29 protein-coding genes and 1 tRNA gene are annotated in these 24,937 nt (G+C 29.2%); 13 read left to right on the plus strand and 17 right to left on the minus strand.

Annotation, left to right across the window (positions count from 1 at the left end; genetic code table 11):
* Nucleotides 1–13: 13 nt before the first annotated feature.
* Both IPH62_07990 and IPH62_07995 read right to left on the minus strand, forming a co-directional pair.
* Nucleotides 14–547: a putative metal-dependent hydrolase gene (locus tag IPH62_07990; protein MBK7105209.1), complete on the minus strand. Its 534-nt coding sequence runs from the start codon at nucleotides 545–547 to the stop codon at nucleotides 14–16.
* Nucleotides 548–1,234, minus strand: coding sequence for a mutarotase (locus tag IPH62_07995; GenBank protein ID MBK7105210.1), 687 nt, complete (start codon nucleotides 1,232–1,234; stop codon nucleotides 548–550).
* 240 nt (nucleotides 1,235–1,474) lie between these two features.
* Between IPH62_07995 and IPH62_08000 the strand changes: the two genes are divergently transcribed.
* Nucleotides 1,475–2,710, plus strand: coding sequence for an MFS transporter (locus tag IPH62_08000; protein MBK7105211.1), 1,236 nt, complete (start codon nucleotides 1,475–1,477; stop codon nucleotides 2,708–2,710).
* A 3-nt stretch (nucleotides 2,711–2,713) separates the two neighbouring features.
* Nucleotides 2,714–3,364, plus strand: coding sequence for a DedA family protein (locus tag IPH62_08005; GenBank protein MBK7105212.1), 651 nt, complete (start codon nucleotides 2,714–2,716; stop codon nucleotides 3,362–3,364).
* A gap of 61 nt (nucleotides 3,365–3,425) precedes the next feature.
* Here IPH62_08005 and IPH62_08010 read toward each other — a convergent pair whose 3' ends face one another.
* Nucleotides 3,426–4,112, minus strand: coding sequence for an NAD(P)-binding domain-containing protein (locus IPH62_08010; protein ID MBK7105213.1), 687 nt, complete (start codon nucleotides 4,110–4,112; stop codon nucleotides 3,426–3,428).
* Between the two features lie 97 nt (nucleotides 4,113–4,209).
* Here IPH62_08010 and IPH62_08015 point away from each other — a divergent pair, with 97 nt between their 5' ends.
* On the plus strand, nucleotides 4,210–4,593 hold the full coding sequence (locus IPH62_08015) for a winged helix-turn-helix transcriptional regulator (protein ID MBK7105214.1): 384 nt from the start codon (nucleotides 4,210–4,212) through the stop codon (nucleotides 4,591–4,593).
* 10 nt (nucleotides 4,594–4,603) lie between these two features.
* Here the strand turns inward: IPH62_08015 and IPH62_08020 are convergent, their stop codons facing one another.
* The 8 genes from IPH62_08020 to IPH62_08055 form a co-directional block, all read right to left on the minus strand.
* Nucleotides 4,604–5,530 carry an alpha/beta hydrolase gene (locus tag IPH62_08020; GenBank protein MBK7105215.1) on the minus strand — a complete coding sequence of 309 codons (927 nt, stop codon included), beginning with the start codon at nucleotides 5,528–5,530 and terminating at the stop codon, nucleotides 4,604–4,606.
* A gap of 16 nt (nucleotides 5,531–5,546) precedes the next feature.
* Nucleotides 5,547–5,900, minus strand: a complete 354-nt coding sequence (locus tag IPH62_08025) for a GIY-YIG nuclease family protein (protein ID MBK7105216.1) — start codon at nucleotides 5,898–5,900, stop codon at nucleotides 5,547–5,549.
* A 17-nt stretch (nucleotides 5,901–5,917) separates the two neighbouring features.
* The gene (locus IPH62_08030) at nucleotides 5,918–6,352 is read right to left on the minus strand and encodes a nuclear transport factor 2 family protein (protein ID MBK7105217.1); all 435 of its coding nucleotides are present in this window, start codon (nucleotides 6,350–6,352) and stop codon (nucleotides 5,918–5,920) included.
* A gap of 22 nt (nucleotides 6,353–6,374) precedes the next feature.
* Entirely contained in the window at nucleotides 6,375–7,001 is a 627-nt protein-coding gene (locus tag IPH62_08035) for a carbonic anhydrase (protein ID MBK7105218.1), read from the minus strand.
* A 42-nt stretch (nucleotides 7,002–7,043) separates the two neighbouring features.
* Complete coding sequence (locus IPH62_08040) at nucleotides 7,044–7,679, minus strand: chloramphenicol acetyltransferase (GenBank protein ID MBK7105219.1); 636 nt, start codon at nucleotides 7,677–7,679, stop codon at nucleotides 7,044–7,046.
* 4 nt (nucleotides 7,680–7,683) lie between these two features.
* On the minus strand, nucleotides 7,684–8,415 hold the full coding sequence (locus IPH62_08045; protein ID MBK7105220.1) for a 16S rRNA (uracil(1498)-N(3))-methyltransferase: 732 nt from the start codon (nucleotides 8,413–8,415) through the stop codon (nucleotides 7,684–7,686).
* Between the two features lie 51 nt (nucleotides 8,416–8,466).
* On the minus strand, nucleotides 8,467–9,012 hold the full coding sequence (locus IPH62_08050) for a DUF1697 domain-containing protein (GenBank protein ID MBK7105221.1): 546 nt from the start codon (nucleotides 9,010–9,012) through the stop codon (nucleotides 8,467–8,469).
* Between the two features lie 187 nt (nucleotides 9,013–9,199).
* On the minus strand, nucleotides 9,200–11,272 hold the full coding sequence (locus IPH62_08055; protein MBK7105222.1) for a chloride channel protein: 2,073 nt from the start codon (nucleotides 11,270–11,272) through the stop codon (nucleotides 9,200–9,202).
* Nucleotides 11,273–11,463: 191 nt separating this feature from the next.
* On the opposite strand from IPH62_08055, the gene IPH62_08060 reads away from it, so the two are divergent.
* From IPH62_08060 to IPH62_08070, 3 genes are read left to right on the plus strand one after another with little or no spacing between them, the layout of a single operon-like run.
* Nucleotides 11,464–12,699, plus strand: a complete 1,236-nt coding sequence (locus IPH62_08060; GenBank protein ID MBK7105223.1) for a DUF819 family protein — start codon at nucleotides 11,464–11,466, stop codon at nucleotides 12,697–12,699.
* Nucleotides 12,700–12,708: 9 nt separating this feature from the next.
* Nucleotides 12,709–13,530, plus strand: coding sequence for a M23 family metallopeptidase (locus IPH62_08065; GenBank protein ID MBK7105224.1), 822 nt, complete (start codon nucleotides 12,709–12,711; stop codon nucleotides 13,528–13,530).
* A 1-nt stretch (nucleotide 13,531) separates the two neighbouring features.
* On the plus strand, nucleotides 13,532–13,942 hold the full coding sequence (locus tag IPH62_08070; GenBank protein ID MBK7105225.1) for a threonyl-tRNA synthetase editing domain-containing protein: 411 nt from the start codon (nucleotides 13,532–13,534) through the stop codon (nucleotides 13,940–13,942).
* A gap of 71 nt (nucleotides 13,943–14,013) precedes the next feature.
* Here IPH62_08070 and IPH62_08075 read toward each other — a convergent pair whose 3' ends face one another.
* Both IPH62_08075 and IPH62_08080 read right to left on the minus strand, forming a co-directional pair.
* Nucleotides 14,014–15,207 carry an aminopeptidase P family protein gene (locus IPH62_08075; protein ID MBK7105226.1) on the minus strand — a complete coding sequence of 398 codons (1,194 nt, stop codon included), beginning with the start codon at nucleotides 15,205–15,207 and terminating at the stop codon, nucleotides 14,014–14,016.
* Nucleotides 15,208–15,288: 81 nt separating this feature from the next.
* A complete protein-coding gene (locus IPH62_08080) occupies nucleotides 15,289–15,495 on the minus strand; it encodes a hypothetical protein (GenBank protein ID MBK7105227.1) in 207 nt (68 codons plus the stop codon).
* A gap of 165 nt (nucleotides 15,496–15,660) precedes the next feature.
* Between IPH62_08080 and IPH62_08085 the strand changes: the two genes are divergently transcribed.
* Nucleotides 15,661–16,422 (plus strand): GMP synthase, encoded by a 762-nt coding sequence (locus IPH62_08085; GenBank protein ID MBK7105228.1) that lies wholly within the window; start codon nucleotides 15,661–15,663, stop codon nucleotides 16,420–16,422.
* A 7-nt stretch (nucleotides 16,423–16,429) separates the two neighbouring features.
* On the opposite strand, the gene IPH62_08090 is transcribed toward IPH62_08085, so the two are convergent.
* Nucleotides 16,430–17,053 carry a hypothetical protein gene (locus IPH62_08090; GenBank protein MBK7105229.1) on the minus strand — a complete coding sequence of 208 codons (624 nt, stop codon included), beginning with the start codon at nucleotides 17,051–17,053 and terminating at the stop codon, nucleotides 16,430–16,432.
* A gap of 143 nt (nucleotides 17,054–17,196) precedes the next feature.
* On the opposite strand from IPH62_08090, the gene IPH62_08095 reads away from it, so the two are divergent.
* The 3 genes from IPH62_08095 (at nucleotide 17,197) to IPH62_08105 (ending at nucleotide 19,004) form a co-directional block, all read left to right on the plus strand.
* A complete protein-coding gene (locus IPH62_08095) occupies nucleotides 17,197–17,946 on the plus strand; it encodes a sulfite exporter TauE/SafE family protein (protein MBK7105230.1) in 750 nt (249 codons plus the stop codon).
* Nucleotides 17,947–17,951: 5 nt separating this feature from the next.
* Nucleotides 17,952–18,560 (plus strand): class I SAM-dependent methyltransferase, encoded by a 609-nt coding sequence (locus IPH62_08100; GenBank protein ID MBK7105231.1) that lies wholly within the window; start codon nucleotides 17,952–17,954, stop codon nucleotides 18,558–18,560.
* Nucleotides 18,561–18,707: 147 nt separating this feature from the next.
* The gene (locus tag IPH62_08105) at nucleotides 18,708–19,004 is read left to right on the plus strand and encodes a GIY-YIG nuclease family protein (GenBank protein MBK7105232.1); all 297 of its coding nucleotides are present in this window, start codon (nucleotides 18,708–18,710) and stop codon (nucleotides 19,002–19,004) included.
* A 103-nt stretch (nucleotides 19,005–19,107) separates the two neighbouring features.
* Here the strand turns inward: IPH62_08105 and IPH62_08110 are convergent, their stop codons facing one another.
* Complete coding sequence (locus IPH62_08110; protein MBK7105233.1) at nucleotides 19,108–20,076, minus strand: threonylcarbamoyl-AMP synthase; 969 nt, start codon at nucleotides 20,074–20,076, stop codon at nucleotides 19,108–19,110.
* A gap of 111 nt (nucleotides 20,077–20,187) precedes the next feature.
* Here IPH62_08110 and hisN point away from each other — a divergent pair, with 111 nt between their 5' ends.
* Both hisN and IPH62_08120 read left to right on the plus strand, forming a co-directional pair.
* Nucleotides 20,188–20,913: a histidinol-phosphatase gene (gene hisN / locus IPH62_08115; GenBank protein MBK7105234.1), complete on the plus strand. Its 726-nt coding sequence runs from the start codon at nucleotides 20,188–20,190 to the stop codon at nucleotides 20,911–20,913.
* A 57-nt stretch (nucleotides 20,914–20,970) separates the two neighbouring features.
* A complete protein-coding gene (locus IPH62_08120) occupies nucleotides 20,971–22,134 on the plus strand; it encodes a serine hydrolase (protein ID MBK7105235.1) in 1,164 nt (387 codons plus the stop codon).
* 1 nt (nucleotide 22,135) lies between these two features.
* Here IPH62_08120 and IPH62_08125 read toward each other — a convergent pair whose 3' ends face one another.
* Nucleotides 22,136–23,026: a DMT family transporter gene (locus IPH62_08125; protein ID MBK7105236.1), complete on the minus strand. Its 891-nt coding sequence runs from the start codon at nucleotides 23,024–23,026 to the stop codon at nucleotides 22,136–22,138.
* Between the two features lie 368 nt (nucleotides 23,027–23,394).
* A complete protein-coding gene (gene eno / locus IPH62_08130; protein MBK7105237.1) occupies nucleotides 23,395–24,684 on the minus strand; it encodes a phosphopyruvate hydratase in 1,290 nt (429 codons plus the stop codon).
* A gap of 154 nt (nucleotides 24,685–24,838) precedes the next feature.
* Here eno and IPH62_08135 point away from each other — a divergent pair.
* Nucleotides 24,839–24,912 (plus strand) — tRNA-Arg (locus IPH62_08135).
* Nucleotides 24,913–24,937: the final 25 nt, after the last annotated feature.

Raw genomic sequence — 24,937 nt, forward strand, 5'->3', positions numbered from 1 at the left:
CTTCAATTAATTTCTACCAATTATTAGATTTCTTTAATTCAGTAATATGTGCAAGATGATGTTTACAGTGCCATGCATAGATAGATAAGTTTTCATCTAACTTTATTTCTTTTTTACTTTCCGGATGATAAAAACTTTTACTCCAATCATTTTCTGAAAAAGAGTTTAATAATGCAACCCATCTTTCGTGAATTCCTTCAATCATTTTTAAAGCTGAACTAATAGGAAAATTTTTACTATCCTCCAAATCCGCCCATCGATCTTCAAAATATGGTTTTATTGTTGGATTATTTTCTGTTAATGCTAATTTAAATCTAATCAAACTATTCATATTACTATCAGCGCAATGATTTACAACTTGTCTAACTGTCCAGCCATCCGGTCTGTATTGAGTGTTAAGTTGTTCATCATTTAAATTTTCAACTTCAATTTTTAGTTTACGAGGAAAATCCTTAATTATTTCAATAAATTCGTTTCTCATTTCGGAAGTAATAATTTCAGGTTTTACAAATCTACCAATCGGATATTTTAGTTTTCCTAAATCCATTTATTTTTCCAAAGTTAATTTTTCTAAAATTTGTACTTTTTCTTTTTTCTGATACCAATCATTTGCGACGAAAATTATTTCTTCAACATCAAATTTTCCAAATTCATGATTTCTATATTTTTCTAAAATTTGTAAAAACTTTTCTTTATGTTGAATTTCATTTCTAAATCTTACAACTGTTGAATGTGCCGTTTGAATTGCGTATCGTTTATCTAAAGACTGCTCAAGATTTGTTGAAGCAAACTCCTTTCTCAAATTATCTCTTAAAATATTTAGATAATTATTCGATGGAAATCCTTGAACCATAATTGCGGATTGAGTTCCCGTAATTCCGTTAAAATCTATTGAGAAATTTTTAATATTTATTAAACTTTTTTTTATAACTTCTAAATAATCTTCAATTTTTATTTTATCCAAACTAAAATTTTGATAACAAGAAATTACCGACATTACAGTTATGTGAATATCAGAATTTCTATAATAATATTGTTCGGGTTCAATAATTTTTAATTCGCTCACAAATTGCTGAATATTTTGTTTTACAATTTCCGGCGGAACAATAACAAGCGTAATTCCATATCTATTATCTGCTTTGGAAAAAAGTTGATTATCAACTTCTACATTTGAAAATTTTAGTTTGTTTACAAAATCAGAAAAGAGATTGTTATAATGTTCGGTTAATTTCAAATTTCACCTAATGTATTTCTATTTAAAGATGTGATCTTTTTGAAAGATCGTATCTCTAAAGTTTTAAAAAAATATAAAATTCAAAATATTTTGTTAATAATAACTACCGCAATAATTCTAAGTTACTGATTTCAAGATTTCGGTAAAATCTTAAAGTAAAATTTTAATAACATTTATTATAAAAAAGTTTTAAGTTATCAAACAAATTAAGCATAGTTTTTGTCACAAAATTTAAACTTTATGGAAACTATAAGCAAAAGTAAATTATCCCAAGTTATGAATACAACTGTTCTTGTTTCTGCACTTGGGTATTTTGTAGATATTTATGATTTAATACTTTTCGGAATTGTACGCGTTCCAAGCTTAACAGAATTGGGTTATGCTGGAGAAGGTTTAATTAAAAACGGCGTATTTCTTTTAAATATGCAAATGACGGGAATGCTAATCGGCGGAATTTTTTGGGGAATTTACGGCGATAAAAAGGGAAGACTTTCAGTATTATTCGGATCTATTTTTCTTTACTCAATTGCAAATATTGCAAATGCTTTTGTTACGAATATAGAAATGTATGCTTTCTTAAGATTACTTGCGGGAATTGGATTAGCCGGAGAACTTGGCGCGGCGGTAACATTAATTAGCGAAATTTTACCAAAAGAATTACGAGGTTACGGAACTGCAATTGTTGCAACAATCGGCGTTAGCGGAGCAATTGGCGCAGCAATTGTTGCCGAACTTTTTACTTGGCAGACTTCATACATAATCGGCGGAATTCTTGGATTGATTTTATTAGTTATGCGAATTAAAATGTTTGAATCCGGAATGTACAAAACAATTAAAGATTCTCATGTTTCAAAAGGAAATTTTATAAAACTTTTTACTTCTCGCGAAAGATTTTTACGTTATCTGAATTGCATTCTAATTGGATTGCCGATTTGGTACGTGGTTGGCGTGCTTATTACTTTTTCGCCGGAGTTTGGAAAAGTGCTTGGAGCAAAAGGAGATATTTCTGCGGGCAAAGCAATTATGTTTACTTACATCGGATTAATTTTTGGTGATTTTGCAAGCGGATTTTTGAGTCAATATTTAAAGAGCAGAAAAAAAATTATTATGATGTTTATTTTTCTAACATTAGTGTTTATAATAGTTTATCTTTTCTCTTCAAATTTTACCGTAAATTATTTTTACGGATTATGTGTTGCTTTAGGAATTGCAATTGGATATTGGGCTGTTTTTGTAACAATTGCTTCAGAACAATTTGGGACAAATATCAGATCAACAGTTACTACAACGGTGCCTAATTTTATTAGGGGTTCTGTAGTTCCAATTACATTTTTGTTTGAATATTTACGCGGCAATTTCGGAATGATAAACTCCGCATTAATTGTGGGAATTCTAAGTGTAATAATTGCATTCTTTTCGGCATATCATTTAAAAGAAACTTTTGGCAACGATCTTAATTATGTGGAAGATATTTAATTTATGGAAACAATAAAATATTTAATTGATCTTTTTCTTCACTTAGATGTACATCTTAACGAATTAATTTTACAGTATGGAACAGTAACATACCTTATTTTATTTTTAGTAATTTTTGCTGAAACCGGATTAGTTGTTACGCCTTTTCTACCGGGGGATTCGCTACTTTTCGCTGCGGGAACTTTTGCAGCTTTAGGTTCTTTTGATGTTACAATTTTATTTTTAATTCTTACAGTTGCGGCAATTCTTGGAGATACAGTAAATTATTGGATTGGAAAATATATTGGTCCAAAAGTATTTGAAAAAGATTCTCGTTTTATTAAAAAAGAATATTTAGATAGAACGCATAAGTTTTATGAAAAACACGGCGGCAAAACAATTATAATTGCAAGGTTTGTTCCAATAGTTAGAACTTTTGCTCCTTTTGTTGCGGGCGTTGGAGCTATGACATACTCAAAATTTATTTTGTATAATATTGTCGGCGGAATTTTGTGGTGTGCACTTTTTATTTTTGGCGGATATTTTTTCGGAAATCTTCCGGTTGTTAAAAATAATTTTTCTATTGTAATAGTTACAATAATTCTAATTTCTGTTCTTCCGGGAGTTATTGAATATGTAAAGCATAAAAAAAATAATAATAAAAATATTATTTAAGAGAATTAATAATATTGTAGCGAATTTGAAAATCAATTCGCTACTAAGATAAATTCTATTATTATTTTTTTACAATATGGAAATTAAATTCAGGTGTTCCTAAAGCTCCCCACAATCTAATCCAAATTGGAAGAAGCATTTCTGTTCCCCTTGCTGTTGAAATATCTCCCAAATCAATTATATTAACTTTCTTCCAACCGAATGATATTAATAATTGCTCAACTTCTTCCTTAGCAGAATTATCATTTCCACTTATAAATAAATTGTGATCACCAGAAATTATTGATGGATTAATCATTAAATGAGCGGTAAGTGTATTTAAAGTTTTCACAACTTTAGTTTTTGGAAATTCTTTTTGAATTTGCTCACCCAAAGAATCCGAGTTGCAGATTGTTAAAGTTGGCGGCATTCCTTTTGAAAAATCTAAGGGATTGGAAATATCTACTAAAATTTTATTTGCTAAATTTTCTTTACCGCAAAGTATTAATGCATCTAAAGTTCCAGTGCCGCTTGTAGCATTTACAATTAATTCTCCGGATTTAGCTGCATTAGAATAAGTCTCTAATTTAGCAGAATTATTATTTTTGTGCCACTCACTAAAAGGTGGTCTGCCGAAATTATCTTTATTTGTTTTTGATAAAGTGTTATTAACTTCCCTTGTTCCAATAAAAATTTCATGACCAAGTTCTATTAATTTTTCCGAAATTGTTTGTCCGACAACTCCAGTTCCTAAAACTGTTATTTTCATTTTATTTTCCTTTCGTTTACTATAAAAATGATAGTAGCTAATCTAAGTATAGTTTATTATTTTTGCAATAACTGTCAATTTTAACAGTAGGGAAAAAATGATAATTAAAGGGAAAGAATTTGTTATTAATCTTGAAGGACAAATATTTCATTGTGCAATGGATTTAACAATGAAATATATTGGCGGAAAATGGAAAACAATTGTTTTATGGTATTTAAAAAATAAGACTTATCGATTTGGTGAATTGAAAAAACAAATTCCAGATATAACTGAAAAAATGTTGAGCTTGCAGTTAAAATCTCTAGAAGAAGATGGTTTAATTAAAAGAGAAGTTTTTGTGGAAGTACCTTTACGAGTTGAATATTCGTTGACGGAATTTGGGAAAACACTAACTCCGATTTTAAATGAAATTTCAAAATGGGGTAGAAATTTAGGCGAAACGAAAGGTAAAATTGAAGAAGTTAAAACAAAGGAAAAATAATTTATAAAGTTTACTTTATTATAAAATCAACAATACTATCAATTAAACCTTCTTTTAATGGTAATTCCGGATTGGAATAAGTCTGCATATTTTTCTGCAAATCAATTTCACTTTCCTTTAAAACGTGATTCATTCCATCTATAATTTTTAATTCGGAATTTGGATTTGCATTATGCAAAAAATTTGCATCTTCTTCTTTTACTTGTATATCAGTTGTCCCTTGTAAAATTAAAATTGGGATTTTTAGTTTTGCAATTTCTTCTTGCGGATTATACTTAAACCACGAAATTAAATAGGGCTGAAGACTCGGTCGGAAAAGCGAAAAATAATCTTGATCAACGCTATCAATCGTTTTTCCACGTTTTAATATTTCTAAATATTTAATTGATGTTTCATAAAATTCTTTTGGACTATTTGCAAATTGTTTTTTCAAAATAATATTTGCAGTTTCTCCGGCTCCGGCAAGTGAAATAAATTTATCAACATTTTTATTTTGCGATGCAATCATTCCAAGCAAAGAACCTTCGCTGTGACCAATTACAATTATTTTATTGAACGAACTATCATTGTCTAAAAAATCGATCCAGCTTTTTACATCATCAATATAATTATCAAAACGTAAATTACTTTCATCAAAATTTGGAACAATACTTTTTCCAATTCCGCGCTTATCATAACGTAAAGAAGCAATACCGTTTTCCTCTAAAGCGTAAGCCAACATTTTTAATGAATAATTTTTCTTCATAGAATTGTTTCCATCACGATCTGTTGGACCCGAGCCGGCAATAATTAACGCAACCGGAATATCTTTCGTGTTGTATGGTAAAAGCAAGCTTCCTTCAATTTTACAATTGGGAGTTTCAATGGTTACAATTTTTTCATTTTGTGCAAAAAGAATTGAGAATTGTATAAGAATAAACAAAAATAAATTTTTCATATTTCGTAATCCTAAATTAACTTTTAAATTTGTTGTAACCTTTATCACCAAAACATTGAAGTTTTTCAATCCACATTTCTTCTAAAATTTGTAATTCATCGGTATAATTTTTTGCATCATTTTCTTTTGGTTCAAGAAAGTCAATAATTTCAAAGGTGAAATTATTTGCGCCAAAATTTTTATAATCTTCTTGCAATATTTTATTTGGATGTGAATTGTTATCAAGCTGAAATTTACAACCAGTAATTTTTCCTTTTACATTCAATCCAAAATCAATAAAAATTTTTTTGTTGATTAAATTCTCAACTTTAAAAATTCCCATTGCCGGAGGATTTTGCAAATATTGTTTTTTTAGTTCCTTTTTATCCATATTGATTCCCACAAAAATTAATCCCAAACATATTTCCAGCTATTATCTAATTGACGTTTCCAGATTGTTGTGTAAATCCCCCGAAATTCAGAAGTTGTGTTGTCGTTTGAAATTTTCCAAACATAATTACCGTATGAATATGCTAGATTACCACAATCTGAAACATCAATAAAATCAGGCTTCCAACTAACCTTTGCATTTTTATAAATAATATTTGTGTAATAATTTTTAATCTTAACTTTACCGTAGATTAATGAATCATTTCCACGTTTAATTACTGCAGTTTCATCTGCAAAAAATGTAAAAGCTTCTGCAATATTTTTTTCTTTGCACATTTGTTCAAACTGTTTTTCTGTTTCAACTATTTCTCTCTTAACTTTTTCTTTATCAATACTTTGTCTGCAAGAAGAAGTTAGTAGAAAAATAAAAATTATTATTAAATATTTTTTCATAAATAATTTCCAATTAATAAAATTATTCTATTTTTTCAAATTGTTTGATTTTTGTATTGTAATTAAAAATTTCACCGGTTTCAATAATGTAATACCAGCCTAAAATATTCAATTCTTTTTTCTCAAACTTTTCTTTTATATAAGGATAAGTTAGAAGATGTTTAAGTTGTTCAACAATATTAAGCTGTTCTGTCATCCATTCTCTTTTTGCATGATCAGAATGTATATGCGGAATTTCATTAATTTTTTGTTTTACAGAATTAGAAAGTTCCAGCCATTTTTTTGTATTTGGAATTTCTTTAAATTGATTTTCATCGAAAAACATTGCGTTGCATCCGCCGCAATTTGAGTGTCCGCAAATTAAAATATTTTCCACATTTAAAATTTTTATTGCATATTCAATTGCCGAGGTTGTAGCTGCAAATTCTTGCGATACTCTAAAATAAGGAACAATATTCGCAATATTTCGAATAACAAATAATTCACCGGGTAAAGTTTTCGTAATTAAATTTGGAACCAAACGCGAATCCGAACAGCCAATAAAAAGTGTGTGCGGATTTTGTTTTTTCCCAAGTTCTTCAAATAAATTTTTATGTTCTAAAAAATCATTTGAATTAAATTCTTTAACACCGTCAAAAAGGTTTTCCATAAATTTTACAATTTTTAGAAAAATATTTATTTATAACTATTATTACAATTCACTATTCATCAAATAATTTTGAAGCAGCTCAAAATATTTTGCAGCATGTAAAGCATCGGCTAATCCATGATGTGCATGAACTGAAACCGGAAGCATAAGTTTGTTGTTTAGTTCATACTTTTTTCCAAAACACAATTTTGGAACACTATCATTTATAATAAAATTTCTTGCATGCGATAAAGCAGAAAACTTAATCCATGGAAGAGGTGAATAATGTATAACGTCTGATCTTTTTGAATTTTCAGTTAAACGTAAACCGCTGGAGTTTTGAACCTTTTTAATTTCTTGCTGAAGAATATTATTGAAAATATTAAAATCGGAATTGAATGGTATGAATGAAAATCCAAATGTTTCATCTGCTCTCGCTATTGTTGATGTTGCGTGAATTTCATCATACAAAACAATTTCATCATTTAAAACTCTGGTTTTTAATTCTTCAATTTGATTAACTGCGAGAATGGATTTGTGCAAATAATAAGCAAAAAATGGAATTTTATTTTCTTTGCAAAATTTATAAGTATTAGTGCATTCAATTTCCGATACAATTCCAAAAAATGGTTCTTCAAATTGTGAAAAAAAATTATAATGTTCTTTTCTTTTCCAATTGTCTTTATTAATTATTTCCATAAAATTAAAGTTTTGTTATTAACTCAATTTGAGATAATGCCGCTGTAACAGCACTCTCAACGCGTAAAATACTCTTGCTTAAAATGAAATTTTCAAAATCTAAATTTTGCATAAAATTAATTTCAAAATTATTCCAGCCGCCTTCCGGACCAATTGCAACAACAAGATTTTTAACTTCACTAAATTTAAACTTTAGTAAACTATTTTCTGAATTTGGATGAGCGAGTAATTTTCTATCATAATTTTTAGAATTAAACTCATCTTCAAAAAATATTTTAAACTTATTATGAAAGGAAACATTCGGAAGAAAAATCTGTTTACCTTGACTTAATCCTTCTACTAAATATTTTGTATAATTATCTTCAAATAAAAGTGGTGAATGAAAATAACTTTTTTCAACTTTTTCCGATTTGATAAAAAATAAATTTCTCACTCTCATCGTTGCAGAAATTGATAACACTTTTTTTAAAGTCTGCGGTCGCGGTAAAGCACAAATTAAATCAATACTAATTTTTGATTTATCACATTCATATAATTCAACAATTTCTAAAATTAATTTTTTCTCATCAATTAAAATTATTTTTGCTATACCAATTTTGTTGTTCAGCAAACCAATTTCAACAAAATCGTTTAACTCAGAATTTAAAATATTTATAATATGTGAATATCTTTCATCATCAATTCTATATTGATTTTCATTTAAGCGGTCTTTTTCCGAAAGAATAATAATGTTCATTGAATTACAGTTTTGTATTTTTATTTCATAACAAGTGAAATTGAAAATTTGTTATTTATTAATTTCCGTAAGCTCAACAAGTTTATTTACAGTTTGCCAATTTCTTGTTGTGGCAATTACTTTTAATTTCTTCTCAATAAAATTATTATTCATTTTTGCATTGCCGTAGCCATTTGGAGAATAAAAATAAAATATATTTTTATTGATGAAAAATTCTTCCGGTGCGTAATCTGTCTTACTAAAATTTAAAATATTTTCTTCTGTCGGTTCGTTAAAAAGAAAAGTTACATAATTCTTTTTTGGATTATTATTTTGTTTGATGAAAGGATTATTATCTAAAATATATTTTAAATCTTCCGGAGTTTTAATTATTAGCTCAACTTCAAAATTATATTGAGCATTAATTTTATTAGAAATTAATTTACTTAGTTTTTTGTAATCACTAATTTTAGAAGTGAAGATTACGTTCCCGCTTTGAATATAAGTTATAACATTTGTAAAATTTAATTCTTCAAAAAGTAATTTCAAATCAGCCATTTTTATTAGCTTCTGACCGCTTACATTTATTCCACGAAAAAGAGCAATATAGGTTTGCATTAAGTTCCGTAATGATTGATGAAAAAATAACAAATAACAAAAAGCAGATTACAAACAAATCACAAATATGAAAAAAATCAGAAAAGAAATATTTTTAATGTAGCATTAAACATTTATTGGAATTTTAGATTTTGCTTTTTAAAATTTATTTGATTTTTGAATTTTGTTATTTGACATTTAATTTTTTTTATTTCCATTCATTTGTTTTTGCAATATTTTCATCGGAGCCAAACAGAACAAGTATATCATCGGCTTTTATAACATAATTTGGATCCGGAATTATTAGTTTCGGTTCGGAAGATTTTTCATCGAACAGAGATTTTTTTTGTTTGATCATTAAAACTTCTAATCCATATTTATTTCTTAAACGAAGTTCAACCAAAGTGCTTCCGATAAAAGTCGAATTTACATTACACTCAACAATTGAATATCCTTCTGCAACTTTTGAAACGTGAGTTTTATCAATAGATTTAATTTCATTTGCTAAACCATCAGCCAAATTATGTTTTAAACTTTCTTGATTGTATGCTGTAATTACATCTTGTCTCCAAACTGTGCCGATTGCTTTTAGCGGATCTTTATTTGAAACAACTGGAAATTGATCAACATTACTGCTTCCAAATAATTTTAAAATATGATCGAGGTCATCATTTTTAAAAACTGTAAGAACTTCTTGTTTTGCAATATCGCTCGCAATTAATGTATCGCGAATTTGTTCATACTCGGTAATTATTGGTCGAAGTTCATTCTCGGTTATTGTTCCAACTAATTTTCCATTTATATTTATTGTATAAAAAGCAGCGTGCGGACTTTCTAATAACAAACTTATCAATTTAGAAATTGATGTATTTTCCGGAATCAGCAAAATTTCATCACGCATAACATCTTCTACAAAAATTGATTTTAAAACGTTTGTTTCTTTTCCGCTGGAAATTCTAAAACCCTCTCTCTCCAAATGTTTAATGTGAATTGAACCTTTTAAAATTATTTGTACAATTGTTGTACTTATAATTACCGCCAGCATAAGTGGAAGAATAAATGTGTGATTTTTTGTCATTTCAAAAATTATAAGAATTGCTGAAATTGGTATTGTATTAATTCCTCCAAGAACAGCTCCCATTCCAACAAGAACATATGCAACCGTGTCAAGTTGAATTCCGAAGAAATGATTTAATCCGAAAGAATATAAATATCCAACGCACGCACCAATAAATAATGATGGTGCAAAGATTCCGCCAAAGCCGCCGGAATAAAGAACTATTGGAACCAAGAAAAATTTTAGAATTAGCAGAATTAAAACAACATGCCAAATTTGAGATGATGCAAGTATGTTGTTTATTGTGTCATAACCAATTCCGAATATTCCGTTAAAATAAAAACCAAAAATTCCCATCAGCAAGCCGGCAAAGGTCATAACAATCCATCTGGGAAATTTGATTAATATTTTTTCATGAAAAAGATTATCAATAATTTCTGAATATCTTATAAACATGAGTGAAATAAATCCGGAAAGAACTCCAAGAATTGCGTAAAAATAAAAGTGAGAATAAGTTCCGATGGATAAATCACCGAAAATAAAAGTTGCTTGATTACCCAGAAAAATTCTTGAAATTGCGCTCGCCGTAACGGAAGCTAAAACTAACGCAGAAAATGTTTGAGTTTGAAAATCGTTAAGTAAAATTATTTCTAACGCAAAAAATATTCCGCCTAAAGGGGAATTGAAAACTGCAGCAATTGCGGCACCGGCACCGGCTGCCGTAAAAATTCTTCTTCTTGAATCGGATAAGCCTAATAAATTTCCAATTTTACTTGAAACCCCTCCGCCCAATTGTGCAGTTGGTCCTTCGGGACCAAGAGTATTTCCCGTACCAATGCAAATTACCGGAGCAAAAAAATGAAACAGTGTAATTCTAAATGGTGTAAATCCGCCGCGCAGCGAAACTGCTTTAATTACTTCTGAAACACCTTTTCTTTTTGCAATACTTGGCGCAAGGTAAGTTAATAAACTTAGAATCAACATTCCTAAAGCGGGCAATAAATATGAAAAATTTTCCGTACTTGAATTGAAAAAAAGATTTGTCGTAAAACTAATTGATTTATGAAATAAAACCGCCGCAGCTCCGGCAACAGCGCCAATAAAAATTGCATATATACTAAATAAAGCATATTCCGGAACGGGTAATTTTGCTAAAAATTTTTGTATTACAAATTTATAATTTGTTTTAAAAAATGTTAAATATTGAAAAAAAGTTGTTCTCATAATAATTTAAATATATTGAATGGAAAGATAATACTTTTCTTATCCCCATAAACAAAAAGTATTTTCGCAATAGAAATTATAAGGGATTATCAAAAGATAATTTGTATAGAAAAATGAAATATTTTATATAATTAAAATATGTAATTTGAAAATATGATTTATAATTTTCTTTAACACAATTAAGACAATATATGATTTTCCCGATTTCAAATGATGCAATAACTTTTGCAATTCTGTTAACAATTCTTGCTATCATATTTAAAACTTCGAGCAGTACAAAATCATTCTGGATAAAATTTTACAAAGTTGTACCGACACTAATGCTGTGCTATTTTATTCCGGGAATACTAAATTCTCTCGGTATTATTTCCTCGGAAAATTCAAAACTTTATTTTGTCGGCTCAAGATTTTTACTTCCCGTTAGTTTAGTATTGCTAACAATTGGAGTTGACTTTAAAAGTATTTTAAAACTTGGTCCCAAAGCTTTAATTATGATGTTAACCGGAACAGCCGGAATTGTAATCGGCGGACCAATTGCGTTATTTATTGTATCAACAATTTTTCCGGATTTTATTATTCATGAAGGTGAATTTGCAACTTGGAGAGGCTTATCGGCAATATCCGGAAGCTGGATTGGAGGAAGTGCAAATCAAACTGCAATGAAGGAAATTTTTAATATTAATGATTCCGTTTTTTCTGCAATAATTGCAATTGATGTTATGACTTACAGTATTTGGTTTGCAGTACTTTTATACGGTGTTGGCATAAAAGATAAATTGAATAAATTTCTTAAAGCAGATGAAAAATCACTTAAAGCAATTGAACTTGGAATTGAAAAAGAGCATTCCGATAAATTAGAATTTTCCGATAACACAAAAATGATGACAATTTTAGCTGTTGGATTTGGTGTAACCGGAGTTTCACATTTCTTTGCAGATATTATTGCACCATATTTTCAAAATAATTTTCCGCAATTTGCAAAATTCAGTTTAACATCAGAGTTTTTCTGGATGATTATTTTTGCAACATCCGGCGGATTATTATTAAGTTTTACAAAATTTCGCAAATTAGAAACTTACGGAGCTTCAAAAGTTGGAAATTTATTTCTTTATATTCTTATTGCAATAATTGGAATGGAAATGAACGTGATCGGCTTTTTCCAAAATTATCATCTTTTTTTAATAACCTCAATTTGGATTATAATTCACGGAACTCTTTTAATTATTGTTGGAAGAATAATCAAAGCTCCCTTTTTCTTTTTGGCAGTTGGAAGTCAAGCAAATATCGGCGGATCAGCATCAGCACCGATTATTGCTGCTGCGTTTCATCCTTCGTTAGCAAGCATCGGAGTTTTGCTTGCTGTTTTGGGATATGCACTCGGAACATACGGCGCTTGGCTTTGTGCAATTTTAATGTCATTAATTTAATGGAAATTTATGAATGTAAATAGAACTTTAATCTTTTTACTATTTTCAACAATAATATTATTTGCCCAAGAAGTTAAATTCAATGGAGAATTTAAACAAGGAAATTTAGTTTTTGGTTATGCTGAAAATCTTAAAGAAATTCTACTTGATGACAAAATTATTCCATTTGATAAAAGTGGAAATTTTGTAATGGGATTTGATAGAAATGATTCAATCGAACATTTGCTAACAATTAAATTGGAAAGCAAAACAATATTGAAAAAATTTATTCCGGAAAAAACAAAATATAATATTCAAAGAATAAATGGAATGAAGCAAAAATATGTTGAAGCTCCAAAAGAAGAATTACCAAGAATTGAAAAGGAAAGGGAAATATCGAAAGCAGCAAGAGAAAAAGTTGGAAGTGTAAAAGATGCATTATATTTAAGCGGATTTATAAAACCAATTAGCAACGCAAGAATATCAAGTGTATTTGGAAGTCAAAGAATTTTAAATGGTACACCAAAAAACATGCATAACGGAATTGATTTTGCCTCGCCCACTGGAACTCCGGTAAAAGCAATGGTAGACGGAGTAGTTCATCTTTCTGCTGATAATTTTTATTATTCGGGAAATTATATTTTGTTAGATCACGGTTTGGGATTAAATTCTTTTTATCTTCATTTAAGTAAAAGTTTTGTTAGTGAAGGACAACTAGTAAAGAAAGGTGAAGTTATAGGAGAAGTTGGAACTACGGGAAGATCAACCGGTGCGCATTTGCATTGGGGAGTTCAATGGTTTGATGAAAGAGTTGATCCAAATTCAATTTTTAGTTTTAAAGAGGAAAATTAAAATGAGGCTTCTGATATTTTATGTAAATTCTTTTTCGTTTGAAACTCATCACAAAGGTTTAGATTCTGCCGATGATATTGAGATTAAGGATAAAATAGAAAATGCAATATTAGGATTTATTCATGTTGAAGAAAAAGATGAAACCAATAGTTCAGATGTTGAAACGAAATTAATCAAAAATTTAAAGTGGGCAGCAAGAAAAAATGAAACAAATAAAATTATTTTGCACTCATTCAATCATTTATCGGAAAGCAGCGCTAATCCGGATTTTACAAAACTAATTTTAAATAATGCAGAATTGAGATTGAAAAATTCGGATTATGAAACTTACCAAACTCCATTTGGATATTTCCTTAATATTCAATTAGATGCACCGGGGAAGCCGCTTGCAAGAATATTTAAAGAATTTTAGAAAATTAATAGAACGCTGATGACACAGATCTATTAAGATTTTCGCAGATAAAAAAATGTTATTTCATATTGTTATTTTTTAATCAAATAAATCTCAGTCTGCGGTTTAGATAAATATTCAACACCGTCTTCTTTAATCCAAACAATTTCTTCCATTGTTGCAATTCCAAAATTTTTAATTGGAAGTCTTGGCTCAATTGTAAAAACATTTCCTTTCTCTAAAGGAAGAAAAGGTAAATTTCCATATCTTTCCCACTTTGGTCCCATCATTGCGCCGCCATCATGCGCAACTCTTCCAACTTGATGGCCCAATCCGTGCGGGTATTCTTCATATCCATTTTCTACAATATAGCTTCTTGCAATATTATCAATTTCCCATGCAAGTTTTCCGGGTTTCATTGCTTCACCGGATTTTATTATAGCATTTTTAATTACATTAAATCCGTGTAAAACTTCTTCAGGTGCTTCAGTTTCTCCATCTTTTAAAACGTACCAAGTTCTTTGAAGATCAGAACAATATCCATTTTTCTTTATTCCAAAATCCATATTAATTACGTGACCTTTTTCAATTTTTTTATCGGTTGGTCCAGAATGAGCACCGGCCGTATCTGGTCCAGTAAATACTGCGGGACAATGTTCTTCATCCCAAGCAAATTCAAATCCGCGTTCTTTAACTTTTTGTCGTACAAAATTTGCAACATCTTTTTCCGTCTTTCCCGGTTCAAGAAAATTTGAAACTTCATCAAAAATTATTAATGTTTCCTTAATTGCATCTTTAATAAAATCAACTTCTACTTGTGATTTTCTTCCTCGTAAAGCTGCTACAATTTCTTCGGAAGAAACAAATCTTTCAACGTAAGAAGTATCTTTTAATAAATCCAGTAATTCTAAGTACACACCATAAGTTAATCCATCCGCCATTGAAGAATTTCTAGAAAAGTTTAATGCAATTTTGTTAGGATTATATTTATCTAAAACTTTTATCAAATCTGATTTTACAGATTTTAAATACGGTACAATATTTTTAAATGTTCCGACAGTTTTCATATTTGCTTCTTCAAGCGAACCAATAATTGCGGTAGTATCGCCATCTTTGGTAATAATAAATGCCGAGTGCCAAGTTGCGCCGGTTCCAACAATCATTTCCATCATCGGATCTTTTATATTTCCGGTTTCCCTCACAAATGTCATCCACATATCAATATTTTTTTCTCTTAAAATTTCAGCGGCTTGTTTTTGTTTTTCGATTATTAATTGATCAGCCATTTTAATTCTCCGTTAATTTTTAAATCAAACAAATATGATAATTAATTTCATCTGCAAATTTTAAAATAGAAATAAACATATTTATCTTCCGACAAATTTCTTTAATATTTCCGGTTCAGAAGAAGTTAGAATAATTTCGTTACATTTTGTACAAACAAATTTTACTGATTTTGGTTTTGCACTTAATCCCAAAATTGTAAAAAGAAACCATCCCCATTTTGAATATTCGCTTTCGTGAATAACCAAAGGATGATTTATATCATGTCCGCATTTACAAACTTCATTCATAAAAATAAAAATTTCTGTTTTATATTTGAAAATAATGAATTGACATTAGATTTAGTAGAATATTTCAATAATTCATATATTTACACTTCTTAAAAAGAGAGTGAGATTTTAGTGAAAATTAAAACTGCAATTATTGATTTGTATAACGGCGAAGAAAATCAAGGGATGAGATGTATTCAAGATATTTTGAAGGAAACTGATAAAAATAATGTGAATGTTGATTTAGAATATAAAATTTATGAGTCAAGAAATAAAGAAGAAGTTCCCAATTTAGAGTATGATATTTACATTTCATCCGGAGGACCCGGCGATCCATTCGATGGGGAAGGCACAAAATGGGAAAAGAAATATTTTAATTTGATGGATAAAATTTGGGCGAATAATCAAAATAATTCCAATAAAAAAAAATATGTTTTCTTTATTTGTCATTCATTTCAAATAATGGCTCGTTACTTTAAATTTGGCGATGTGATTCCGAGAAACTCAAAATCATTTGGAATTTTACCAATTCATAAAACTGAAATTGGTAGAATGGATTATATTTTAAAAGGTTTGCCGGAAATTTTTTATGGTGCAGATTTTAGAAGTTATCAAGTTGTTAATCCCGATAAAAATATATTTCGAGAACTCGGGGCAAAATTAATTGCATTAGAAAAAATTCGTCCGCATATAGAACTTGAGCGAGCGATGATGGCAGTAAGAATTTCTAATGAAATTGTTGGAACACAGTTTCATCCCGAAGCTGATATTGTAAGTATGCAGCATCATTTTGGCAAACGGGAAAGGCAACAGCAAGTTATTGATGAATATGGCGAAAAAAAATTGCAAGATATGCTGGAACATTTAGAAAATCCGGATAATATTATTTTAACAAGAAATACTGTTCTTCCTAATTTTTTAAATGATGCAATAAAAAATCTAAGCTAAAATTCATTTAGATTTTCTTAGAAAACAACTTCGGATTATTCTGATCTTTTTCAAATCCAATTTTAATAAGATATTTTTTGTGAGCTTCAACTTCAGTTTCTGCGGTTAAAATTTTATATCCTTTCTTTATAAAATGATTTGATTGTGCGAAGTAAACAAATCTTGCGTTTTTTAAATCTCTGTAATCCGGAATTGCATAATCCAATTCAATAAAAATTTTTTGTTCATTAATTTCTTTGTAAGCAAATAATCCAACCGGAATTAAATTTCGCAAAATAAAAAAACTTTTATCTTCATCAATTTTAGTTATTTCAAAATTCGGGAAAAACTTTTTAATATCGTTCGAATAAAATTCACAAAATTTATTTAACAGTGAATCATGGGAATTGTTGATCGGCAAAAGTGTAAAATATTCCTTCTTTCTTTTCATTTCAAAAATGTAATAAATATCTACAATTGAAATAAAACTGTTGAGAATAAAAACGGGAATTGCTCCAACTAATAATCCGTAAGTTGCAAAAATTGCTGCGCCAATTAAATTAATTCTTCGCAGATAAAAAATATTTTTCATCATTAATGAAATTGCAACTAATGCCGAACCGGCGTAACCAATAATTTCAATGTAATTCATAATTTTTTTTTTGTGATTTTCTATTTGGCGAATAAAATTTTCTTAATGATTGTAATTTTAATATTACTATTTTTCTTTACATTATAAAATAATAATTCCAAAACGGAGTTAAAAGTTACAAACCAAACTTAAGTTTAATTTCCATGAATATTTATTTTGAAATATTATTACTTTTTTCTGCCGGTGTTTTAACAAGTTTTATAAATGTTATGGCTGGCGGTGGGTCAACTTTAACTTTACCGATCTTAATATTTTTAGGACTCGATGCGCCGGTTGCAAATGGTACAAACCGTTTGGGAATTCTATCGCAAAGTATTTTTGGTGCACTTTCATTTCACAATCAAAAAGTAAGTCAAATTAAATTAAGCGTAAAATTAAGTTTACTTACTTTACCCGGCGCAATTGTTGGAGCTTTCTATTCTACAAAAATTGAAAATGAATTGTTTGAAAAAATCCTCGGAATTGTAATGATCGGAATTGTTGTAACAATGCTAATCCCAAACTCAAAAGTGGTTTTGAAAGATAAAATTTTAGAAAAACTTCCTTGGGCAATTTATCCTTCAATGTTTGCGTTAGGATTTTACGGCGGTTTTATTCAAGTGGGAATTGGATTTTTGCTAATGTTAACACTACACAACATATTAAAATTAAATTTAGTTTACGTCAATTATCATAAAGTAGTTATTGTATTGATTTATACAATTCCTGCATTGTTAATATTTATTTTTACAGATAACATAAATTGGTTATATGGAATTAGTCTTTCGGCTGGAAGCGGATTTGGTGCTTGGTGGGCTGCAAAAGCTGCTGTAAAAAAAGGTGAAAAAATTATTAAAGTAATTTTAATTGTTGCAATTATTATTATGTCTTACGAATTATTGATTGGATTTTAGAATTTATGAATGACAAAAAACATTGGTATGATGGAATTTTTTACGATAAAATTATTGCGCCAAACCAAGATAAAATGTTTGAGCAAATTAAAAGAATTGTTGGTAAAGACAATTCAGTATTAGATATTGGATGCGGAACGGGAAGATTAGCTTTTCAACTTTCTGATCATTGCAGAAAAATTGTTGGTATTGATTTATCTTCAAAAAATATTTCCGTTGCAAAGTCTAATCACAATGGTAATTTTAAAAATGTGGAATTTGTACATGGGGATATAAAAAAAATTAGCAGCGGCGATTCTGAAAAATTTGACTTTGCAATTCTTACTTACGTTATTCATGAAGTCCCGGAAAAGGAAAGATTGGAATTATTATCTGCAATTAAAAAAGTTTCAAATAAAATAATTATTGGTGATTATATAACTCCCACGCCAAATTCATTTGGGGGAAAATTAATTGTTGTTGTTGAATATTTAGCCGGGAAAGATCATTATAATAATTTTAAAAACTATGTAAAAAATGGCGGATTGGATTATTTAATAAAAGAAGCAAATTTGAAAAAGATTTCTGAAATTAAAAATCAACCTCAGACATCCCATCTTGTTGTTTTGGAATAATTTGATATGGCGGTGGCTTCGGTACAATCAACTTCGTTGATTTACTCAGCCACCGATTTTAGATGTGGTCATCGAGTTTTCCAAACATTGTTTGGAAATTATCGAGATGACAAAACCTAATTATTTTTGATATAGTTGGAAATATATATGAACTGCGGTTATATGTATATTCTTAAATGTGCAGATGGAACTTTTTATACTGGCAGTACATTAAATTTAGAAAAAAGATTCTCCGACCATCAATCGGGTAAAGGTGCAAATTATACCAAAAGAAGACTTCCGGTACAACTAATTTATTTTGAAGAATACAATAGAATAGACGAAGCATTTTATCGTGAAAAACAAATTCAAAGTTGGAACAGAAAGAAAAAAGAAGCATTAATAAATGGTGAATTTGAAAAATTACCAGCCTTAGCTAAGAAAAATTTTAGAAATAAATTATAAAAAATGTGGCTTCGGTACAATCAACTTCGTTGATTTACTCAGCCACCGATCCAAAAGGTTGTTGGGTGTTTTGAACAAAGTTTAAAATTAATCGAAACAACCGTCAAGAATATTTATTTACAGCTTTTGTCAACCTATCCATGATTGCAGCACCAAGTCCGATATTTTTAATTGGTTCCACAACAATTAAATCCAGATTTAAATTTTCCAATTCATGCAAAAAAGAAAATAAGTTAGCAGTCGCTTCATGTAAATCTGAATTTATAGAAAGCACTTTTGAAACTTTAAACTTTTCACCATTCTTGATTTTATGAAAGAATATTGCACCAATATTTTTGTTTGAGAAATTTTTTATTAATTCATCATCATAAAAGTAGATTGGAATATTTGGTGCATAATGAATTTTTAATTGTCCTGGCGAATTTGGAAAGTAAACTAATGAATTAGGTTCATCCAATTTGCCGATTATTTCTTCAATACTTTCTTTTGCAATTCCACCATGACGTAATAAAAATTGCGAATCATTATTTACTTCCACAATTGTTGATTCAACTCCGATTTCACAATTTCCGCCATCTAAAATTATATCAACTTTGTTTCCTAATTGTTTTACAACATGTTCGGCTTTTGTTGGACTCAATTTACTAAAACTGTTTGCGCTTGGCGCTGCTATAGGTCTTCCGAGTTTCTCAATTAATTCCAAAGCAATTTTGTTATTTGGCATTCTTACTGCAACGGTTTCCAATCCGGATGTTACAATGTACGGAACAATATTTTTTTTCTTCAAAATTAATGTTAATGGTCCGGGCCAAAATTTATCAATTATTTTGGAAATCTTTTCATTTGAAAATTCAGCAATTTCATGTAACATTTTTATTGAAGAAACATGAAGTATTAATGGATTAAAAGTTGGGCGCTGTTTTACTTCAAAAATTTTTGATACTCCAATTTCATTTAAACCATCTGCGCCTAATCCGTAAACCGTTTCTGTAGGAAATGCTACAAGTCCGCCAGTCTTTAAAACGTTAACGGAATAAATAATATTTTCTGAAGTTGCTTCTAAAAGTTTCATAAATAATTTATTTTAATACCCAATAATAAGAAAAGAAAAGTACAAATTAATTATGAGGTTTTTGTGGTGTTATCACAAAGTGAGATTTTAGAACTTACAAATTTTTGCAAAATGTTAACGGATGTGAGTGGTAAAAATATTCGTAAATATTTTAGAAGCAATATAAATATTGAAACTAAATCGGATGATTCTCCGGTTACAATTGCTGATAAATCAACAGAAGAAAAATTGCGGGAATTAATCATGAAAGAATTTCCATCACATGGAATTTTAGGTGAGGAATTTGGTCAATACAATAAAGAAGCGGAATACCAATGGCTATTGGATCCAATTGATGGAACAAAAAGTTTTATATGCGGAACTGTAACTTTTGGAACTCTTATTTCTTTAACTAAAAACGGAAAGCCGGTAATTGGTGTTTTTCATCAGCCTATTTTAAATGAATTTTTAATTGGCGATAACTCGCAAACTTTTTTAAATGATAAATTAGTAAAAGCAAAAGATGTAAATAAAATTGAAGATGCAGTGCTTCTTACAACCGATCATTTGGCAGTTGAGGAATTTCAAAACTTGGCAAAGTTTGAGCAACTTATGAGAAAGGTGAAATTATATCGCCAATGGGGAGATTGCTACGGATACTATTTGGTTGCTTCCGGTTTTGCTCAAATTATGATTGATCCAATAATGAATGTGTGGGATACAATGGCTTTAATTCCAATTATAAAGGGTGCCGGTGGAATTATAACTGATTATCATGGTAAAAGTGCAGAAGAGGGCAATAGTACAATTGCCGCAACACCTAATATTCATAGAGAAATTATTTCTATTTTGAATTAAATATTTATGTGAAATATGAAAATGAAAAAATCAATTTTAATTTTATTGGGATTTTGTATGCTAACAAATTTTAGTTTAGGACAAAATGAAAATATTTTGGAAAAATTAATTAATGATAATTTTGAAAAATTATTACCGGCTATTGAAAATTTAGAAAAGTATGAAATCCAAATGATATATACGCAGATTGATAAAAACGATAATGATGAAATTTCTCTTAACACTTTTTCATTTAATGAAAATCCGCAAAAATATTTTTATCCCGCAAGCACCGTAAAATTTCCCGCAGCAATTTTGGCATTAGAAAAATTGAATGATTTAGATATTCCCGGTGTAAATAAATTCACACATTTATCAATAGATAGCGTTTATGAAAATCAAGTTTCGTTCGATAAAAATTTTACTGATGAATGCGGTTATCCGAATATTGCAAATTATATTAAGAAAATATTTTTGGTTAGTGATAATGAAGCATTCAACAGATTGTATGATTTTCTCGGACAAAAAGAAATTAATGAACGTTTGCAAAAAAGGGGATTTAGTAATACAAAAATTGTTCACAGATTAGAAGTTGCTAGAACTGAAGAACGAAATAAACAAACCAATCCAATAATTTTTTATGATGAAAATAATAATGTAATTTATCAACAACCGGCAAAGTTTGAAGGAACAAATATTCAATTAAATTTAGCCGAAATGAAAAAGGGAATTGGTTATTATTCAAATGATATTTTAATCAATGAACCCAAAGATTTTTCTCACAATAATTTTTTTGGATTGAGAGATCAGCATAATTTGATGATTAGAATTACCTATCCGGAATTTTTTAATGGTGAAGAAAGATTTAATTTAACAAAAGATGATTATGAATTTTTGAATAAATATATGTGTATGCTTCCTAGAAAAAGTGATTGTCCGAAGTATGATTCCACCGAATATTATGATGGTTACGTAAAGTTTTTTATGTTCGGCGATTCAAAAAATCAAATTCCGGCAAATATTAAAATTTACAGTAAAAGCGGATTAGCTTACGGATATTTGATTGATAACGCCTTTATTCAAGATAAAGAAAACAAAATTGAGTTTTTCTTATCAGCCGTAATTCATGTTAATGAAGATCAAATTTACAATGACGATAAATATGAATACGATGAAATTGGTCTGCCGTTTCTTGCAAATCTTGGAAAAATAATTTATGAATATGAAAAGGGGAGAAAATAAATTATTTAAGAAATAAAATTGCAACACCAACTACTGCAACAACAGCTCCAAGAATTGAGATAAAAGACAATTTTTCCTTAAAATAATATCGTACAATTGGCAGCATCAATATTGGTACGGTTGACATTAGTGTTGCGGCAATGCCGACTTTTGTATGCGAAATTGCAATCAAGCTAAAAGTTATTCCTAAAAATGGACCAATTAATGAGCCAATAATTATAAATTTAACAGCTTCTTTTTTCTCTTTCAAAATTGAAAAACTTGCTCTTCTACTTTTAAAAATTAAGCCAATAAAATACATCAAGAAAATTGAAGGAAGCATTCTATAGAAAGTTGCTACAAAACTATTTATTTCACCTAACTGAAATGCTTGTTTGGCAAAAATTAAATTTATCGCTTGTCCAATTGCTCCTAAAAATGCAAACAAATATCCGATATTATTTTTTTTGTAATCTGCAGAAGGCTGTTCTGATCTTTTCAAAATAACTAATGAAATTCCAAAAATAGTAATTAGAATTCCAATAATTCCCCAGAAGGATAATGATTCATCCAAATAAAAATATGCGGCAAACGAAGCCACAGCGGGGGAAAGCGTCATAACAAGCATGCTTAATCTTGCGCCGATGTATTGGTAAGATTTAAATAAAAATCCATCGCCGAAAACTAATCCAATAATTCCACTTAAACCCAATAAATAAATTTGCTCAAACGAAATATGAAAATTTAAATTAAAAATAAGAATTGTGATGATGAGAAAAAATGTTGCCATCAATAATCTTGTAATATTTACAACAAATGATCCAACAATTTTTGTTGCTTCGGAAAATGCAATTGCTGTTCCCGACCAAAGAAATGCTGTTATTAATGCTGAAATTTCACCGATGAATTGCATAATTGACTTAAATAATTATGTTCATTTTATTTGTAACTGATAACTCGCTTAATTATAAAAAAATTATTTTCGATAATAAATTGTTTGGAATCACATTTTACTTTTGTAATTCCTTTTTATTTGATGAAATTATTTACAGAGAAAATTAAATGGAAACTATTTTATACTTTTCCTTAATTATTGTATTTCTTGCCGGAACATTTATTATTGTTTTAAGAAGTATGTCAAATTATATTAAAAATAATTAAGATAAATCGAAAAACATTCCTACGAATTAACATCAACATTTCAGTTAAAACAATTTTAATATTTGAACATAAAAAAAGCGCCTAAAACTTAGACGCTTTCTGAAATTATTTTTGAAAATTTTATTTGCAATTAATTGCGGCTAAACCTGGATAAATTGCGGTTGTATCTAATTCTTCTTCAATTCTTAACAACTGATTATATTTTGCAATTCTATCACTTCTGCTTGCGGAACCGGTTTTAATTTGTCCGGCATTAGTTGCAACAGCAATATCAGCAATGGTTGTATCTTCAGTTTCGCCGGAACGATGGCTGATTACATTTGTGTAACCGGCACGTTTTGCCATTTCAATTGCATCTAAAGTTTCTGTCAAAGTTCCAATTTGGTTTACTTTGATCAAAATTGAGTTTGCAACTCCTTCTCCAATTCCTTTAGATAATTTTTGAGTATTTGTCACAAATAAATCATCACCAACTAATTGAATTTTTTTGCCTAAAGCATCGGTTAGATTTTTCCAGCCTTTCCAATCATTTTCATCTAAGCCATCTTCTATTGAAACGATAGGATAATTCTTAACTAACTTTTCATAAATTTTAATCATTTCATCGGAAGTTTTTTCTGATTTATCTGATTTGAAGAATACGTATTTGTTTTTCTTTTTATCAAACATTTCACTTGATGCAACATCCAAAGCAAGACTAATTTCTTTTCCGGGTTTGTAACCGGCTTTGGTAATTGATTCAAGAATTAAATCTAAAGTTTGCTCATTTGATTTTAAGTTTGGAGCAAATCCGCCTTCATCGCCAACAGAAGTTGAATAACCGTTTTTCTTTAATACAGATTTTAATGAATGAAAAGTTTCGGTTCCCATTCTTAAAGCTTCTGCAAAACTTGTTGCGCCGTGAGGCATAATCATAAATTCTTGAAAATCAACAGTGTTATCTGCATGTGAACCGCCATTCAAAATATTCATCATTGGTACGGGAAGGACTCTTGCGCTAGTTCCGCCGATATAACGATATAAAGGTAATTCCAAAGCTTCTGCAGCAGCTTTTGCACAAGCAAGTGAAACGCCCAAAATTGCATTTGCGCCTAATTTGGATTTGTTTGGTGTTCCATCCAATTCAATTAAAAAATTATCAATCGCAACTTGATCTACTGCATCAAAATCAATTAATAAATCTGCAATAATATCATTTACATTACTTACAGCTTTTTGAACTCCTTTTCCTAAATATCTTTTTTTCTTAACATCGCGCAATTCAACTGCTTCGTGTTCTCCGGTTGAAGCGCCGCTTGGAACTGCAGCACGACCAATAATTCCGGAATCCAATAAAACCTCAACTTCAACGGTTGGATTGCCTCTGGAATCTAAAATTTCTCTACCAAGAATATCAATAATTGTTGTCATAATTTATGCTCCTAATGTGAAAGTAATAGTTAATTTTATATTTGTAAAACTATCTAAAAAGAAAGGTAATTACAATTTTGATACATTAAGAAATTGTAAATTTGATAACAAAAGGAATATTATTATTTTTTGAATGAAGAAAGTTAAATCTAATGCCCCGGTAGCTCAGTAGGATAGAGCGACAGTTTCCTAAACTGCAGGTCGGAGGTTCAAATCCTCTCCGGGGTACAATAAAAAAAGCCTCAATTTTGAG

This window comes from Ignavibacteriota bacterium, assembly GCA_016708125.1.
In the GTDB taxonomy this organism is placed as follows: Bacteria; Bacteroidota; Ignavibacteria; order Ignavibacteriales; family Melioribacteraceae.